The sequence below is a fragment of the Tolumonas lignilytica genome (assembly GCF_000527035.1).
Taxonomy (GTDB): Bacteria; Pseudomonadota; Gammaproteobacteria; order Enterobacterales; family Aeromonadaceae; genus Tolumonas; species Tolumonas lignilytica.
On sequence record NZ_AZUK01000001.1, the window covers coordinates 2,953,583 to 2,969,353 of the forward strand.

General features: G+C 44.3%; 12 protein-coding genes. 8 read left to right on the forward strand and 4 right to left on the reverse strand.

Annotated features, from left to right (window positions below):
• Window positions 1–29: 29 nt before the first annotated feature.
• From lon to H027_RS0113805, 7 genes are all read left to right on the forward strand, one after another.
• On the forward strand, window positions 30–2,378 hold the full coding sequence (lon, locus tag H027_RS0113775) for an endopeptidase La (RefSeq protein ID WP_024873040.1): 2,349 nt from the start codon (window positions 30–32) through the stop codon (window positions 2,376–2,378).
• 105 nt (window positions 2,379–2,483) lie between these two features.
• Window positions 2,484–2,789 carry an HU family DNA-binding protein gene (locus tag H027_RS0113780; RefSeq protein WP_476718423.1) on the forward strand — a complete coding sequence of 102 codons (306 nt, stop codon included), beginning with the start codon at window positions 2,484–2,486 and terminating at the stop codon, window positions 2,787–2,789.
• Between the two features lie 128 nt (window positions 2,790–2,917).
• A complete protein-coding gene (locus tag H027_RS0113785; protein ID WP_024873042.1) occupies window positions 2,918–4,834 on the forward strand; it encodes a SurA N-terminal domain-containing protein in 1,917 nt (638 codons plus the stop codon).
• Window positions 4,835–5,046: 212 nt separating this feature from the next.
• A complete protein-coding gene (proQ, locus tag H027_RS0113790; RefSeq protein WP_024873043.1) occupies window positions 5,047–5,589 on the forward strand; it encodes an RNA chaperone ProQ in 543 nt (180 codons plus the stop codon).
• An 8-nt stretch (window positions 5,590–5,597) separates the two neighbouring features.
• Entirely contained in the window at window positions 5,598–7,610 is a 2,013-nt protein-coding gene (gene prc / locus H027_RS0113795; protein WP_024873044.1) for a carboxy terminal-processing peptidase, read from the forward strand.
• A gap of 149 nt (window positions 7,611–7,759) precedes the next feature.
• Complete coding sequence (gene purT / locus H027_RS0113800) at window positions 7,760–8,947, forward strand: formate-dependent phosphoribosylglycinamide formyltransferase (RefSeq protein WP_024873045.1); 1,188 nt, start codon at window positions 7,760–7,762, stop codon at window positions 8,945–8,947.
• Window positions 8,948–8,957: 10 nt separating this feature from the next.
• Window positions 8,958–9,434: a methylated-DNA--[protein]-cysteine S-methyltransferase gene (locus H027_RS0113805; RefSeq protein ID WP_024873046.1), complete on the forward strand. Its 477-nt coding sequence runs from the start codon at window positions 8,958–8,960 to the stop codon at window positions 9,432–9,434.
• A gap of 55 nt (window positions 9,435–9,489) precedes the next feature.
• On the opposite strand, the gene asnS is transcribed toward H027_RS0113805, so the two are convergent.
• The 3 genes from asnS to H027_RS0113820 all read right to left on the reverse strand — a co-directional run bounded on the left by asnS (window position 9,490) and on the right by H027_RS0113820 (window position 13,352).
• On the reverse strand, window positions 9,490–10,890 hold the full coding sequence (gene asnS / locus H027_RS0113810; protein ID WP_024873047.1) for an asparagine--tRNA ligase: 1,401 nt from the start codon (window positions 10,888–10,890) through the stop codon (window positions 9,490–9,492).
• 132 nt (window positions 10,891–11,022) lie between these two features.
• Complete coding sequence (locus H027_RS0113815; RefSeq protein ID WP_024873048.1) at window positions 11,023–11,814, reverse strand: HAMP domain-containing protein; 792 nt, start codon at window positions 11,812–11,814, stop codon at window positions 11,023–11,025.
• 203 nt (window positions 11,815–12,017) lie between these two features.
• A complete protein-coding gene (locus H027_RS0113820) occupies window positions 12,018–13,352 on the reverse strand; it encodes a 6-phospho-beta-glucosidase (RefSeq protein WP_024873049.1) in 1,335 nt (444 codons plus the stop codon).
• Between the two features lie 117 nt (window positions 13,353–13,469).
• Between H027_RS0113820 and H027_RS0113825 the strand changes: the two genes are divergently transcribed.
• Window positions 13,470–14,438 carry a LysR substrate-binding domain-containing protein gene (locus tag H027_RS0113825; protein WP_024873050.1) on the forward strand — a complete coding sequence of 323 codons (969 nt, stop codon included), beginning with the start codon at window positions 13,470–13,472 and terminating at the stop codon, window positions 14,436–14,438.
• Here H027_RS0113825 and bioA read toward each other — a convergent pair.
• Entirely contained in the window at window positions 14,427–15,698 is a 1,272-nt protein-coding gene (gene bioA, locus H027_RS0113830) for an adenosylmethionine--8-amino-7-oxononanoate transaminase (RefSeq protein ID WP_024873051.1), read from the reverse strand. The two genes, H027_RS0113825 and bioA, sit on opposite strands and share 12 nt — an antisense overlap.
• Window positions 15,699–15,771: the final 73 nt, after the last annotated feature.

Genomic DNA, 15,771 nt, shown 5'->3' on the forward strand with positions numbered 1-15,771 from the left:
TTTCAGGCATATGCCAAGAGAATAATTTTATGAATTTACAGCGTTCAGATCGTACCGTGTTACCTGTTCTGCCGCTTCGGGATGTAGTGGTATATCCCCACATGGTGATCCCGTTATTTGTCGGCCGTGAAAAATCAATTCGTTGCCTCGAAGTGGCAATGGAGCAAGACAAAAAAATTCTGTTGGTAGCACAGAAAGATGCTGCTACTGATAATCCGACGCAAGCCGATCTTTATCCTGTTGGTACTATTGCCAACATCCTGCAATTGCTAAAACTACCTGACGGCACTGTAAAAGTGCTGGTTGAAGGTGCTGAGCGGGTATTGCTTGAAGAGCTAACTGACGAAGAAACCTACTATGTAGGTATTGTTTATCCTCTTGAGTGTGTGGATATTCCAGAAGCGGAAAGCGATGTTCTGGTGCGCTCAGCAGTCAGTCAGTTTGAAGGTTATATCAAGCTGAATAAAAAGATCCCACCTGAAGTATTAACCTCAATTTCTGCAATTGATGATCCAGTACGACTCGCCGATACCATGGCTGCTCATATGCCATTGAAATTGGAAGACAAGCAAAAAGTACTTGAAATTCAAGAAGTATCCGAACGACTGATGTTTTTGATGGCAAAAATGGAATCAGAAATCGACTTGTTACAAGTTGAAAAACGGATCCGTTCTCGTGTCAAAAAACAAATGGAAAAAAGTCAGCGTGAGTATTATCTGAATGAGCAGATGAAAGCTATTCAGAAAGAGCTGGGGGAATTAGATGAAAATACCCCTGACGAATTTGAAACGCTGCATAAGAAAATTGAAGATGCTGGTATGACTACTGAGGCCAAAGAAAAGGCTTTGGCTGAGTTAACAAAACTCAAGATGATGTCGCCAATGTCAGCAGAAGCTACGGTTGTCCGTAGTTACATTGATTGGCTCATTGCAGTACCTTGGAAAGCCAGAACCAAAGTGAAAAAGAACTTGCAACTGGCAGAAAAAGTGCTGAATGAAGATCACTATGGTTTAGAAAAGGTTAAAGAACGCATCCTCGAATATTTGGCTGTGCAGAGCCGTATTAACCAACTCAAAGGGCCTATTTTATGCCTTGTTGGTCCACCAGGTGTGGGCAAGACCAGCCTGGGGCAATCTATTGCTAAGGCAACCGGGCGCAAATATGTCCGTATGGCTTTAGGTGGTGTCAGGGATGAAGCCGAAATCCGCGGCCACCGACGGACTTATATTGGCTCTCTGCCGGGTAAACTGATCCAGAAAATGGCTAAGGTGGCTGTTAAGAACCCATTGTTCTTGCTGGATGAAATCGACAAGATGTCATCCGATATGCGCGGAGACCCGGCTTCAGCCCTGTTAGAGGTATTGGATCCGGAGCAGAACAACAGTTTCAGCGATCACTATCTTGAAGTTGATTATGACCTGTCAGACGTAATGTTTGTGGCCACATCAAATTCCATGAATATTCCAGGTCCATTATTGGACCGTATGGAAGTGATCCGTCTTTCTGGCTATACCGAAGATGAAAAGCTCAACATCGCTAAGCGTCATTTGCTTCAGAAACAGATCGAACGTAATGGCTTGAAAGAAAATGAAATTACGATTGAAGACTCTGCGATAGTCGATATTATTCGTTATTACACGCGCGAAGCAGGCGTTCGCAGTCTGGAAAGAGAAATCTCTAAGATTTGTCGCAAAGCGGTGAAATCGATTTTACTCAATAAAGATCTGAAACAGGTTACGGTTAACGCTGGTAATCTGAAAGACTATCTGGGTGTGCAACGATTCGATTTTGGTAAAGCGGAAGATCACAATCAAGTCGGACAGGTTGTTGGTTTAGCTTGGACTGAGGTTGGTGGTGATTTATTGACGATTGAGGCGACTAATGTCCCTGGTAAAGGTAAATTGACCTTCACGGGTTCATTAGGTGACGTCATGCAGGAATCAATTCAGGCAGCCATGACAGTGGTTCGAGCTCGGGCTGAAACACTACGTATCAATGCCGATTTCTACGAAAAACGTGACATTCACGTGCACGTACCAGAAGGGGCTACACCTAAAGATGGTCCTAGCGCGGGTATTGCTATGTGTACCGCATTGGTTTCTAGTTTAACTGGTAATCCGGTTCGTGCTGATGTTGCGATGACAGGTGAAATTACTCTCCGTGGTGAAGTATTACCGATTGGTGGCTTGAAAGAAAAACTGCTGGCTGCACATCGAGGCGGTATTAAGCGGGTTGTGATTCCATTTGAGAATACAAAAGATCTCGAAGAGATTCCGGATAATGTAAAACAGGATCTTGAAATTCATCCGGTACGCTGGATAGATCAAGTTCTTGAACTGGCTTTGCAAGACCCGGTAGAGCGAGTCAGCATTGCATAATTTGATGTTTTTTACGCGAAAGCGTGAAACCTGACGATTACTGATACAAAGCCGGTTGCAAACCGCAACCGGCTTTTGTATAACCGAGAGCTGTTTTCTAACGGAATAACCAGCCGCAAAAATCATAAGGGGAAAAAAGTGAATAAATCACAGTTGGTTGACAAAATTTCCGAAAGCGCGGATATCTCCAAAGCTGCAGCAGGTCGCGCTCTGGATGCTTTCATCGAAGCTGTTGGCGATGCATTAAAAGATGGCGATCAAGTGTCTTTGGTCGGTTTCGGTACTTTTGCTGTGCGTGAACGTGCTTCACGTTCTGGTCGGAATCCGCAAACTGGTGCCGCTATCGAAATCGCTGCATGCAAGCAACCTGCTTTTAAAGCAGGTAAAGCATTGAAGGATGCTGTTAATTAATTTGTCTGCGATGAATTCAATTAATTGTCTTATCGGTTGGACTACAAGTTGTTTTCTAACCGACCATAGAGCGCATCCTCTGATGCGCTTTTTGTGTTTATATCCACTGCATCAGGAGCATTAGATACATGCTGATGGATAAATTACGCGATGGCGCTCAAAGCCGGGTCGCGAAACTTATTTTTTGGTTGATCATTCTGTCATTCGCCTTGGCGGGCATTGGTAGTTACCTTAACCGTCCTGCTAATAGCGATCCCGCTGTTGTTGATGATGAGGCTATTCCAGCGCGTACATTGGAACAAAGTTATCAAAATGAACGAGCAAGGATGCAAGCGCAGTATGGTGAGTCTGCGTCTCAGTTATTGAGTAATCCACAATATCTGACTCAGTTGAAGCATTCAGTATTAGAGCGATTAGTCAATCAGGTACTGTTGAATCACAAAGCGTTGAAGGCTGGTATTCGTCTTAGTGATGATCAAGTTAAAGATGCTATCCGACAGATGCCGGAATTTCAGACCAACAACACTTTTGATAATCAGAAATTTATCTCTGTATTATCGCGTATCGGTTATAACCCAGACTCTTTTGCCAATTCTATGAGACAGGATTTGTCCCGACAATTCTGGTTAGATGGTGTATTGACGACCGAGTTTGCATTACCGTCTGAAGCCGACAGGTTAGATGCACTGTACCAGCAAAAACGTGATGTAAAAGTAATTACAATTCCCGTCAGTGCTTTCACCAAACAAATTACCCTGACAGATAAAGACATTGATGCTTTTTATAAGGCTCATAGCAATGAATTTATGCAGCCTGAGCAGGTTAAGTTGAACTATGTTCTGTTGGATTCAAAGGAACTGGCCAAATCCATACGACCTACTGATGCTGAGCTAAAGGCTTATTATCAGCAAAATTCAGCGCAGTTTACTGAACCTGCCCGTCTGAAAGTTGCGCATATTCTTATCACTAATAAAGATGAGAAAGCTGCGCAGGAAAAAGCGGCAGAATTGCTGGCAAAATTGAAGGCCGGTGCTGATTTTGCTCAGTTGGCTAAAGCTGAGTCTGCAGATACTTTATCTGCCCGACAAGGTGGTGAGTTAGACTGGTTTGAAAAAGGAGTTATGGATCCAGCTTTTGAAAAGGCAGCATTTGCTCTGAATCAGAAGAATGAACTGTCTCCTGTAGTTAAATCAGCTTTCGGATACCATATTATTAAACTGCTGGATAAACAGGATGCAGTTGTTACGCCTTATGACAAAGCACAGAAGGTCGTACGCCAGAAATATGTAGATGACAAAGTAAAAGAGTTATTTGCTGAGCAACAACAGAAGCTGTCAGATTTAGGATTTGAAAATCCTGATTCGCTGGATGTGGTTGCTGATGGACTCAAATTGCCAATACATAAAACTGATTTTATCTCTGCGCAGCAATTACCTGCAGCTATCAACGTTCCAGCAGTAAAAACACTGGCATTTTCTGAAAAATTACGAGATGAAAATACGAATTCTGAAGTAATTGCTGTGTCAGATAGTGTTGCTCTGATGTTGCATGTTGCTGATTATAAGCCAGCCAGTGTTATGCCTTTGGCAGAAGTAAAAGATCAAGTCATTGCAAAGTTACAAAAAGCCAAAGCAGTAGAACAGGCAAATGCGACAGCAAACGCCTTGTTGACTAAGGTTCAAGCTGGTCAGAATATTGATGCAGAGCTTACCAAGCTGAATGCTAAAGTAGATGAGAAAAAGGGTTTGGCCCGTTTTGGGGCTGATTCTCCAGCTCAATTTGCTCAGGCGGTCTTTAAATTGGCGAAACCATCAGGTACGGCAGTCAGTGCTGGGTTGTATGCTGATGATCAGGGTAATCAATCGATCCTTATTCTGGAAAAAGTAACGGTAGCGTCAGAATCGGCTGATTCTCAGTTGAAGCAAGGTTTGTCTCAACAGCTTATTAAATTGAAGCAAGAAGATACATATGGTGCGTTAGTTGAGCAACTGCGCCAAAATGCCAAGATAAAATATGCTGCGCAGACAAAAGAAACGACTGATTAATCAAGAAGCATCAAGGCCGAAACCATGGTTTCGGCCTTGATGTCAGTGCTCAAAATTAATCAGAAATACTTGATACAGATTTGTTAAATTTTTCGAGTGAAAGAAGGTCAGACGTTGAAAATAGAGTATAAGCACAGTATAACGTTCATATATTCTTGCATGTCTGGTACTTGAATTGCTGGTACAACCATCTTTATTAGTTAAGGTCGTAAATGGAAAACAACGAAAAAATCAATAACAGCAAAGAATTGATCGCTTATCTTTCCGAACTGTTTCCTGCTTGTTTTATTGCTACTGGTGAAGCTCGTCCCCTGAAAATTGGAATTTTCCAAGATTTAGCCGCTCGCTTAGCTGACGACCCTCGAGTTTCTAAAACTGTATTGCGTTCTGCCTTACGTCAATATACGTCTAGTTGGCGGTATCTGCATGGATTGCGTCCAGGCGTTACTCGTGTTGATTTAGATGGTAATCCTGCCGGTGAATTAACAGAAGAGCATGTATCCCATGCAAAAAATGCATTAAAAGAAAGCAAAGACAAGATTTTCTCTTCTCGTCGGAAGAATACAAACAAACCTGCTAAGCAGAAAAAGCCAGTTGTCGATATTTCTACATTAAAAACTGGCCAGCAAATTAAAGTGATGGTTGGTAAATCTCCTGTTACTGGAAATGTAAAAGAAGTTACCCGCGATGATGTCCAGGTTGAGTTATCTTCGGGTATGCAGGTGCGCGTAAAAGCGGAACATTTAGTTCCTTAAGGAGCACTATTTTGAGAAAAAATTTGTTCAAGAGCACTGCAGTTGCACTTGGCGTGTTTTATGTGGGGTTATCATATGCGGTGCCCCCTCCGATATCTGAAGATTCACTGCAGCCACTGGCACAAGAAGAACAGCATTCTATCGCTAGTAAACGTATCGCCGCCTTATTCACTCGCAGTCATTACAAGCATTTTGTTCTTGATGATCAAATGTCTCAAAAGATTTTTGATCTGTATCTTCAAGCCTTAGATTATAACCGCAGTGTTCTGACCGCCGCTGATGTCGCCAATTTTGAATCATTTCGCAATGAATTCGCCGATGCATTGCAAAGTGGTGATTTAAAGAATGCATATGCAATGTTCAACCTGAGCACAAAGCGACGTTTTGAGCGTTATGCGTATGCTTTATCATTACTAGATCAAACAATATCTTTTGACGGGGCTGATAAATACGAATTTGATCGTAGTAAAAGCCCATGGGCAAAAGATGAAAGTGCATTGAATGAAATTTGGCGGCAACGAGTCAAGAATGATGAGCTTAATTTAGAGTTGGCTGGGAAAAAACCTAGTGAAATTAAAGAATTGCTCGTTAAGCGTTATAGCAATGCCATTAAACGCTTAAAACAAGACGAAAGCGAGGATGTGTTTCAATCACTGATGAATGCTTTTGCCAGATCGATTGATCCTCATACCAGTTATCTGTCACCTCGCAATGCGGAACGTTTCAATTCAGAAATGAATCTGTCATTGGAAGGTATTGGCGCCGTATTACAAGCGGACGACGATTTCACCGTTGTTCGTTCTCTGATTCCTGGCGGCCCGGCGGATAAAGCTAAGCTGTTGCGACCTGATGACCGGATCACTGGCGTAGGCCAGGACAGTGGTAAAATTGTAGATGTTATCGGATGGCGTCTTGATGATGTTGTGGAACTCATTAAAGGGCGCAAGGGAACGAAGGTTCGTCTTGAGATACAGCGCGGAAAAGGAACAACACATCAAACCCAAATGATTGAATTGGTAAGGGATAAAGTTCGTCTGGAAGATCGAGCTGCTAAGTCTCAAATTATTCAAACAGAAGGCAAAAAAATTGGTGTGATTGAAGTGCCTAGTTTTTATGTCAATTTACATTTGGATGTAGAGAAAGAGCTGGCGAAACTGAAGGCACAGAAGATTGATGGCTTGTTGATCGATCTAAGAAACGATGGTGGTGGAGCCTTAACCGAAGCCACGGATTTAACCGGCTTATTCATGAAGCAAGGTCCTGTTGTTCAGATACGAGATGCAATGGGACGAATTGCAGTTAATGAAGATACGGATGGTAAATCATATTACGATGGTCCGATGGCGGTTTTGATTGATCGCTATAGTGCGTCGGCTTCAGAAATTTTTGCTGCTGCGATGAATGACTATGGTCGTGCGCTGATTATCGGTGAAAACAGTTTTGGTAAAGGTACGGTGCAACAGCATCGCGCTTTAGGCAAAATTTATGATTTCTTCGATAAAGAACTTGGTCATGTTCAATACACCATTGCCAAATTTTATCGAATTAATGGTGGCAGCACCCAGAATAAAGGTGTGCAACCGGATATTAGTTTTCCACCGCTGATTGACCCTAAAGATACAGGGGAAAGTGTGGAGCCTAATGCATTACCATGGGATAAGATTCAACCAGCACAATATACTAAGTTAGGTGATTTCACCGCGGTGTTGCCTAAACTAAAAGCGCTTCATGAGCAGCGTGTTAAATCTGATCCTGAATTTAAATATGCTCAAGAAGATATTGCGTGGTATCAGGCTGAAAAAGCTAAAAAGTATATTTCGCTGAATGAAGCTGATCGTATCAAGGATCGCAACACGCAAGAGGCAAAAGCGTTGGAACGCGATAATGAACGGCTTACTCGGATGGGTAAACCGATGATTAAATCGCTAACCGACTTACCACCAGATATCAAGTTCCCTGATGGTTATCTGAATGAGGCGGCAAATATCACCGCAGATTTAGTTAAGCTCAGTAAATCGTAACAATATCTAAATATCTAATAAGAAGAGGCGGTTGAAGAATCATCCACCTCTTCTTTTTTATTTCTTGCCTGCTTCCAGTTGCTCTGTATCCAGATATTAGTATGATCTCTGGGTCAGAATTCAGTTATTTTACTCAGGGAACAGAGATTATGTCTTTTCTAGGAACTCCTTATTCCAATGGTGCAACTCGTGCAATGCTTTTAGGCTCTGGTGAGCTGGGAAAGGAAGTGGCTATTGAGCTACAACGCCTAGGTATAGAAGTTATTGCTGTCGATCGATATGAGCATGCGCCAGCTATGCAGGTTGCACAGCGCAGCCATGTTATCTCTATGCTTGATGGGGAAGCGCTGAGTCAGTTGGTTTATCAAGAAAAACCACACTTTATCATTCCAGAAATTGAAGCCATCGCAACGGAAACGCTGCAAAAATTAGAACAAGAAGGTTTCAATGTAGTGCCGACTGCATTAGCGACCCGTTTAACCATGGATCGTGAAGGGATCCGACGTTTAGCAGCCGAAACACTTCAACTGCCTACATCTCCCTATTTCTTTGCTGAGACGGAAGCCGAGTATCGGCAGGCAGTGGAACAGATTGGTTTTCCTTGCGTAGTGAAACCGGTCATGAGTTCTTCTGGTAAGGGGCAGAGCGTCGTCCGTCACAATGAGCAGGTTATGTCTGCTTGGCAATATGCGCAAGAAGGCGGACGTGCAGGTCGTGGTCGAGTCATTATTGAAGGGTTTGTTCCTTTCGATTATGAGATCACGTTGTTGACGATTAATGCCGTGGATGGAATTCATTTTTGTGCACCTATCGGACATCGACAGGAAGATGGTGACTACCGCGAATCCTGGCAGCCGCAGATCATGAGCGATATCTTGCTGGAAAAAGCACAGCATGTCGCTCGCGAAGTGGTAAAAGCACTAGGTGGCTATGGCTTATTTGGTGTTGAACTCTTCATCAAAGGGGATGAGGTTTACTTCAGTGAGGTTTCACCGCGTCCGCATGATACGGGCATGGTTACTTTGATTTCGCAGGATCTCTCTGAATTTGCGTTACATGTACGAGCCATTCTGGGGTTGCCAATTGGTCGTATTACCCAATATGGCCCAGCAGCATCGGCTGTTGTGTTGCGAGAAGGGCATTCTACCGATATTCGTTATGGTAATCTTCCTGCTGCATTGGCTTTGGTTCCTGGGGCGCAAGTGCGTTTATTTGGAAAACCTGAGATTGCAGGACGACGTCGATTAGGGGTAGCGCTAGCTCGTGCAGAAAATGTGGAATTAGCCATTGAGCAAGCCAAACTGGTTGCATCAAATATTGAAGTGAAATTTGATTAGGAAATAATATATGACGACAGCAATCAGTTATTTGCACTCTCCTGTAGGATACCTGCGATTAGAAGCTGACAATGAAGGGTTGCAGTCGTTGTTATTAAATAACCCTCCTGTTGATGGTATGACGGTTACTGAACCTTTGCATCCCATTCTTGTTTTGGCTCACCAGCAATTACATGAGTATTTCAACGGGACCCGACAAGAATTTTCGGTACCGTTATCGATGGCGGGGACCGAATTTCAGTTATCTGCATGGCACGCTTTACGGACTATCCCGTATGGTAAAACCGTGAGCTATAAAATGATCGCGGAACAAATCGGCAGACCGAAAGCAATGCGCGCAGTGGGAATGGCAAATAATCGGAATCCGATTGCGATCATTGTGCCTTGTCATCGAGTGATTGGTGCTAACGGCCAATTAGTCGGATATGCGGGTGGCTTGGGTATGAAACAGTGGCTGTTGGACCATGAAACACAATATGCGGGATAAATATTGCGTAAAATAAAGGCCAGCAAAACTGGCCTTTATTCTATCTACAAGAATATTAATATTCCGCGTTACGTGGAGTACGAGGGAATGGGATCACATCACGGACGTTGCCCATACCGGTGACATAGACGACCAGACGCTCAAAACCCAGACCAAAGCCGGAATGAGGGACTGTGCCGTAACGACGCAGATCACGATACCACCAATAGTCTTCTTTATTCAGACCCATTTCAGCCAGACGGGCATCAAGCACATCCAAGCGTTCTTCACGTTGTGAACCACCGATGATTTCACCGATACCTGGTGCCAATACATCCATTGCGGCAACAGTTTTGCCATCGTCGTTCAGACGCATATAGAAAGCTTTGATATCTTTCGGATAGTTTTTAACAACAACCGGGGCTTTGAAATGTTCTTCTGCCAGATAACGTTCGTGCTCTGAAGACATGTCGATACCCCATTCCACAGGGAATTCAAAGCTGCGGCCACTGTTTTTCAGGATTTCAATCGCGTCGGTGTAATCAACTTGTGCAAAGTCGGCTTTAACAAATTGTTCCAGGCGGTTGATCGCATCTTTATCTACGCGTTCAGCGAAGAATTCCATATCATCACGACGTTCATTCAATACCGCAGTAAACACATATTTCAGCAGTTTTTCTGCTAATGCTGCGTTGTCGTCCAGCGTAGCAAAGGCGATTTCCGGTTCAACCATCCAGAATTCAGCCAGATGGCGACTGGTGTTGGAGTTTTCTGCTCGGAAGGTTGGTCCGAAGGTGTAGACTTTTGACATGGCACAAGCATAGGTTTCCAGATTCAACTGACCGGAGACAGTCAGGAAAGCTTCTTTGCCGAAGAAATCCTGATTGTAGTCAATAGCGCCTTTGTCAGTGCGAGGCAGGTTTTCCATATCCAGCGTGGAAACACGGAACATTTCGCCGGCACCTTCACAGTCAGACGCGGTGATCAGTGGAGTTGCAATCCACATAAAACCTTCATCATGGAAGAAACGGTGGATGGCTTGTGCAATACAGTTACGGACGCGGGTCACGGCGCCCATCATATTGGTACGTACACGTAAATGCGCGTGCTCACGCAGGTATTCAACAGAATGACGTTTAGGGGCCATCGGGTAAGTATCTGGATCTTCAACAAAACCCAGAACAGTTACCTCTTCGGCTGCAATCTCGAATTGCTGCCCAGAACCTTCGGAAGCTTTCACCACACCTGTGACTGCAACGGAGCAGGAAGTCGTCAGACGTAATACATCGCTTTCGTAATTTGACAGAGTATTTGGCACTACAGCCTGAACAGGTGCAAAGCAGGAGCCATCATGGATGGCGAGAAATGAAATACCTGCTTTGGAATCACGACGAGTACGGATCCAACCTTTTACTGTCAATGTCGTACCAACGGCATATTTGCCCTGCAGCACGTCAATTACGGGAACGTGAGTCATCTGAATTGCTTCTCCATTTAATACTTATATTTGGCAGTGCCAATATGAAAATGTTCTCATCTTACCTTGGTCGGCGAATGTCTCAAGGCGAATGTATAGAGGAACCCTTATTTTATATCAGTGTGATGCTTTTTAGCTCAATGGTGGAAGGGTTTCCCGCCAATTTGTCTCGGCCAGTTTTTTGTTTTCAAACTCATTTCCCGATAAATGTTCCATGAGTTGATTGAAACTCTCATTTACTTGGTCAATTTCATCATTGTGGACCACGGGAAGGCGATTGGATAAATCATCAAAATCTGCCACATTGTCGATTGCCTGACGCAAATTCTGTAATGGCAAAACGACCTGCTTACGGATAATAGCCAAAGTCATCAGTAAGACACCGCTAAAAATCACAGAAAGCATGATGGCAGAAATGAATATGTGTTGTTCAACCGTATCGAGTTGTTTATCCAGTGAATATTCTATACGGATTGCGGCCACAGGCTTTCTGTCTGTTCCCGTCTGGGTTGGCAAAAAATAGGGCATGATGGTGATTATCTTGGTTTGCCCTTTTGCGCTCATGGTTTGTTGAAACAGTTTGCCTTGTAATGCCATGTTTTCATGCTGATCCGTTGGTAAATTCTCGTTTTTTAGCGGACCTAATACGTCATTGCTTTGGTCACGTACCCACTTCATGCTTAATACATATTTCTGTTTTAACAAGCCTTGCTGGTAATAAGCCAAACGATCGGGTTGGTGCTCACTGATGAGCAGATCGAGATCGTTTTTGTAGTTTTGCAATAGAGATGAAACCTGCTCATTACTGAATCGAAGAACCAGTTCTCGTTCACGGAATGTTTGATACAGGGTAGTACTGATTAGCACCAGTGAGAAAATAATCAAAAGGATGAAACAAATTTTCCCGGTAATGGAAATACGCATTACAGAATCTCGTTGCCAGAAACCTTTTTAGTCTAACAGAGCGCTCTTTTCTGTTCGATGATTATTCAGAGGTCTGAGTGAATAAGAAAACCGGAAATGCTAAACATTTCCGGTAAAACGCATCCTGCGGTTGACACACACACGGGTTACACGATTGCATTGGAACGCAGTATGGACGGCATTGCGCCGTCCTTTAAATTACATTATTTCAGATTAGCTTCGTAGTAGGCCTGAAACTGAGGCATGTATTTAATGTTTTCACGGATGGTTTCATCCAATGCGGCTTCCAGAACCTTGCCGGTTTTGACCAGTGGATTCAGCGTCAGAGCGCGAAGGGCACTTTGATAATCGCCATTTACTGCTGCATCAATGGTAAAACGTTCAAAGGTTTTCATGGTCTGCAACATAGCCAGTGTATCCGGTTCAAATGGTGCAACATTCAGTGGCATCGGGCCTGCTTTAGTGATGACGGAGGTGACTTCGACAGAGCAATCATCCGGCAAGCCAGCGATGGTGCCGTTGTTACGGGTATTTACATGCATCAGCGTCCGCTTGTCATTGTAGATGGCACTCATCAAATCACAGGCCGCATCAGAATAGTATTGGCCACCACGACCTTCTAATTCTTTTGGCTTCACGTATAAAGACGGGTTGCTGTAAATTTCAAACAGTTTTTCTTCCAGACGTTTTACCACTTCACCGCGTGTACCTTCTGTTTCTGCTTCATGTACACATTTCTGGTAAGTGTCATCCGCGCTGAAATAATAACGCAGGTATGGGCAAGGGATCTGATGACGGTTTGCCAGTAATTTTCTTGGCCATTTCAAGGAAGGAATATTTTTCGGATTGAATGCCTGATTATCGTTCAGGAACTCTTCCAGTACATAATCCATCTTGTCTTCGCCCTGAAGGTTTACCTGACGGGCAAAAATAAAATGATTGAGACCGGCGACTTGCACAAACACATCTTGTTCTTCGGCATTCAGTACTTTTGCCATGCCTTTTTGCATTAATACCGGCACATTACACAAGCCAACGACTTTGACTTTGGTATGGCGTAATACGGCTTCAGTCACAATGCCTGACGGATTCGTGAAGTTTAATAACCAGGCATCCGGGCTGTATTTTTCGATATCACGGCAGATATCCAGTGTCGCGGGGATAGAACGCTGAGCTTTGGCAAAACCGCCTAAGCCATTGGTTTCCTGACCCAGCATGCCGTGCTTCAGCGAAATTCGCTCATCACGAATACGTGCATCCAGACAACCGACCCGGAATTGAGAGCAGACAAAGTCGACATCGGTTAAGGCTTCTTTACGGTCTTGCGTCAGGATCACTTTTACAGGCAAACCGGCATGTTCAAACATCCGGCGAGTCAGTGACAGGATAATTTCAGCTTTATGCCAACCTTCATCGATATCGACTAAGCGGACTTCGCGGATCGGTAACTGGCTACTACGTGCAATTAAACCATCAATTAATTCAGGGGTATAACTGGAACCAGCACCAATAATGGCAATCTTCAGATCTTTTTTCATGACTTGTTGTCCTTCGTTGTGTCTATGAAAAAATTGTAACCGGTTTCATTTTGACTAAAAGCGAAATAACTCACATTATGTATTAATTAGGCTAATCCATAAAAAGGAAGAAAACGGATGCTGGTTGAACAAAGTATGTTGGCGTTGTTGCATACCTTTGAGGTCTCAGCCCGACATTTAAGTTTTACAAAAGCAGCAGAAGAGCTTTATCTGACACAAGGTGCGATTAGTCAGCGTATTCGTCGTCTAGAAGAATTACTGAAGTTCAAATTATTCATTCGACTGACCCGCAAATTGGTACTGACCCCGGAAGGGGAGCAATTGTTATTGGCTCTGACCAGTTCGTTGCAGCAAATCAACGAAGTGATAGAGGATATTCGTTTTAAAGAATTGCGCGGTATGCTCTGCATCGGTTTGCCACCGGCATTCGGTCAGTTATGGCTAATGCCGAGATTGAATAGTTTTAAAACAACCTATCGGTCATTGGATTTGTTGTTTTATGGGCAGCACGGTTTACCCAATTTTGAAACTGAACCGGTCGATATGGCCGTGTATTACGGTAACGCGGGGCTGCCGCATTTGCATTCGTGGACATTACTTGAGGAATGGTTGGTTCCGGTATGCAGCCCTGAATATGCAGCGAGTCATGGTTTGCTGAGTCGGGATAAAACTGACCTGCGACGTTGCTCATTACTACATTGTACGGAATCGCTGGAACAGTTTGAGTTCGGTTATGAATGGCAACACTGGAGTCAGGCCACTGGGATTGTGTTGCCTCACAGCAATCGGAAATATGTTTTTAATCAGCATGCGATGGCATTGGAAGCTGCCAAACACGGGATGGGATTGGCAATGGGCCGCTGGTTTTTGGTGATGCCTGCGGTATTGCGTGGTGAGCTGGTGATGCCGGTAGATTATAAGATCCCATCGGGCATGGGATATCAGCTTTACTGTTCTCGCGAACATGTACAACGTCCGCGCTATCAGGCATTTGCTCAATGGTTACAACGAACGATTGAGGAATGGCAGGAAATAAAGGATGCATCACTCTCTGCGATGCATCCGTTTATTGAATCAAATCATTGAATCAAGCCCGACTCCAATGGCTTTAGTCAGCTTGCTTAATTCATCAGACGGTATCACGAAAGGCGGCATGATGTAGATCAGTCGCCCGAATGGGCGGATCCAGACACCTTGTTCAACAAAAATGGCCTGCAATTCAGCCATATTGACCGGTGTTCTGGTTTCGACGACGCCAATAGCACCCAGTATTCGCACATCTGCGACGGCAGGATGCTCCCGGTAAATAGCTAGTTCTTCACTCAGTTGTTGCTCAATTTGCGAGACGCGTTGTTGCCATGGAGAACTGAGTAATAGATCCAGAGAGGCATTCGCGACGGCACAGGCCAGAGGGTTGCCCATGAAGGTGGGGCCATGCATCAGTACGCCAGCTTTCCCATTACACAGGGTTGTGGCAACTTTTTCGGTCGTCAGTGTTGCTGAAAGGGTCATGTAACCACCGGTCAGTGCTTTTCCCAGACACATAATATCCGGTGTAATATCGGACCATTCACAGGCAAACAGTTTTCCGGTGCGCCCGAACCCAGTGGCAATTTCATCGGCGATCAACAGGATCTGGTATTCATCGCATAATTCCCGTACACGACGTAAATATTGCGGATGATAGAAACGCATGCCACCCGCGCCCTGAACAATTGGTTCTAAAATGATGGCTGCAATTTCGTGCTGGTGGGCAGATAGCTGACGGGCTAAATCAGCAATATCCTCTTCGTTCCATTCTTTATCCGGTCGGCACTGTGGGGCATTGGCAAACAGGTGTTCCGGCAGAAAACCAGTGTAAAGTTCATGCATACCGCCTTGCGGATCACAAACACTCATCGCACCGAAGGTATCGCCATGATAGCCGTTGCGAATGGTCAGAAAGCGATGCCGTGGCGTACCTTTACTGTGCCAATACTGAATGGCCATTTTGAGTGAAACTTCAACTGCAACCGAGCCTGAATCAGCCAGAAACACACGATCCAACCCTGGCGGTGTCAGTTCAACCAGTTTGCGGCATAAATCAATCGCGGGCTGGTGGGTGATACCGCCGAACATGACATGAGCCATATTCTGTAGTTGCGCCTGAATCGCATTATTGAGTTCCGGTACGTTATAACCGTGAATACAGGCCCACCATGAAGACATGCCGTCAATTAAACGACGGCCATCGTCCAGTTCCAGATACACGCTTTCCGCACGTTTTACAGGATAGACAGGAAGAGGGTGGGTTAATGAGGTATAGGGATGCCAGATATGCTGACTATCAAATTGCTGGTTGTTCATTATTTATCCTGATGTAAATATCAGATCTTGTTTTTAATTGACAGTTTACCGGGCATACATAGACTATCCAAAT

What these genes read in the sequence shown, in the direction of transcription:
- proQ (WP_024873043.1), top strand. Translation starts at nt 5,047, where the DNA reads ATGGAAAACAACGAAAAAATCAATAACAGCAAAGAATTGATCGCTTAT.
- H027_RS0113785 (WP_024873042.1), top strand. Translation starts at nt 2,918, where the DNA reads ATGCTGATGGATAAATTACGCGATGGCGCTCAAAGCCGGGTCGCGAAA.
- purT (WP_024873045.1), top strand. Translation starts at nt 7,760, where the DNA reads ATGTCTTTTCTAGGAACTCCTTATTCCAATGGTGCAACTCGTGCAATG.
- bioA (WP_024873051.1), bottom strand. Translation starts at nt 15,698, where the DNA reads ATGAACAACCAGCAATTTGATAGTCAGCATATCTGGCATCCCTATACC.
- asnS (WP_024873047.1), bottom strand. Translation starts at nt 10,890, where the DNA reads ATGACTCACGTTCCCGTAATTGACGTGCTGCAGGGCAAATATGCCGTT.
- H027_RS0113815 (WP_024873048.1), bottom strand. Translation starts at nt 11,814, where the DNA reads ATGCGTATTTCCATTACCGGGAAAATTTGTTTCATCCTTTTGATTATT.
- H027_RS0113820 (WP_024873049.1), bottom strand. Translation starts at nt 13,352, where the DNA reads ATGAAAAAAGATCTGAAGATTGCCATTATTGGTGCTGGTTCCAGTTAT.
- H027_RS0113825 (WP_024873050.1), top strand. Translation starts at nt 13,470, where the DNA reads ATGCTGGTTGAACAAAGTATGTTGGCGTTGTTGCATACCTTTGAGGTC.
- lon (WP_024873040.1), top strand. Translation starts at nt 30, where the DNA reads ATGAATTTACAGCGTTCAGATCGTACCGTGTTACCTGTTCTGCCGCTT.
- H027_RS0113805 (WP_024873046.1), top strand. Translation starts at nt 8,958, where the DNA reads ATGACGACAGCAATCAGTTATTTGCACTCTCCTGTAGGATACCTGCGA.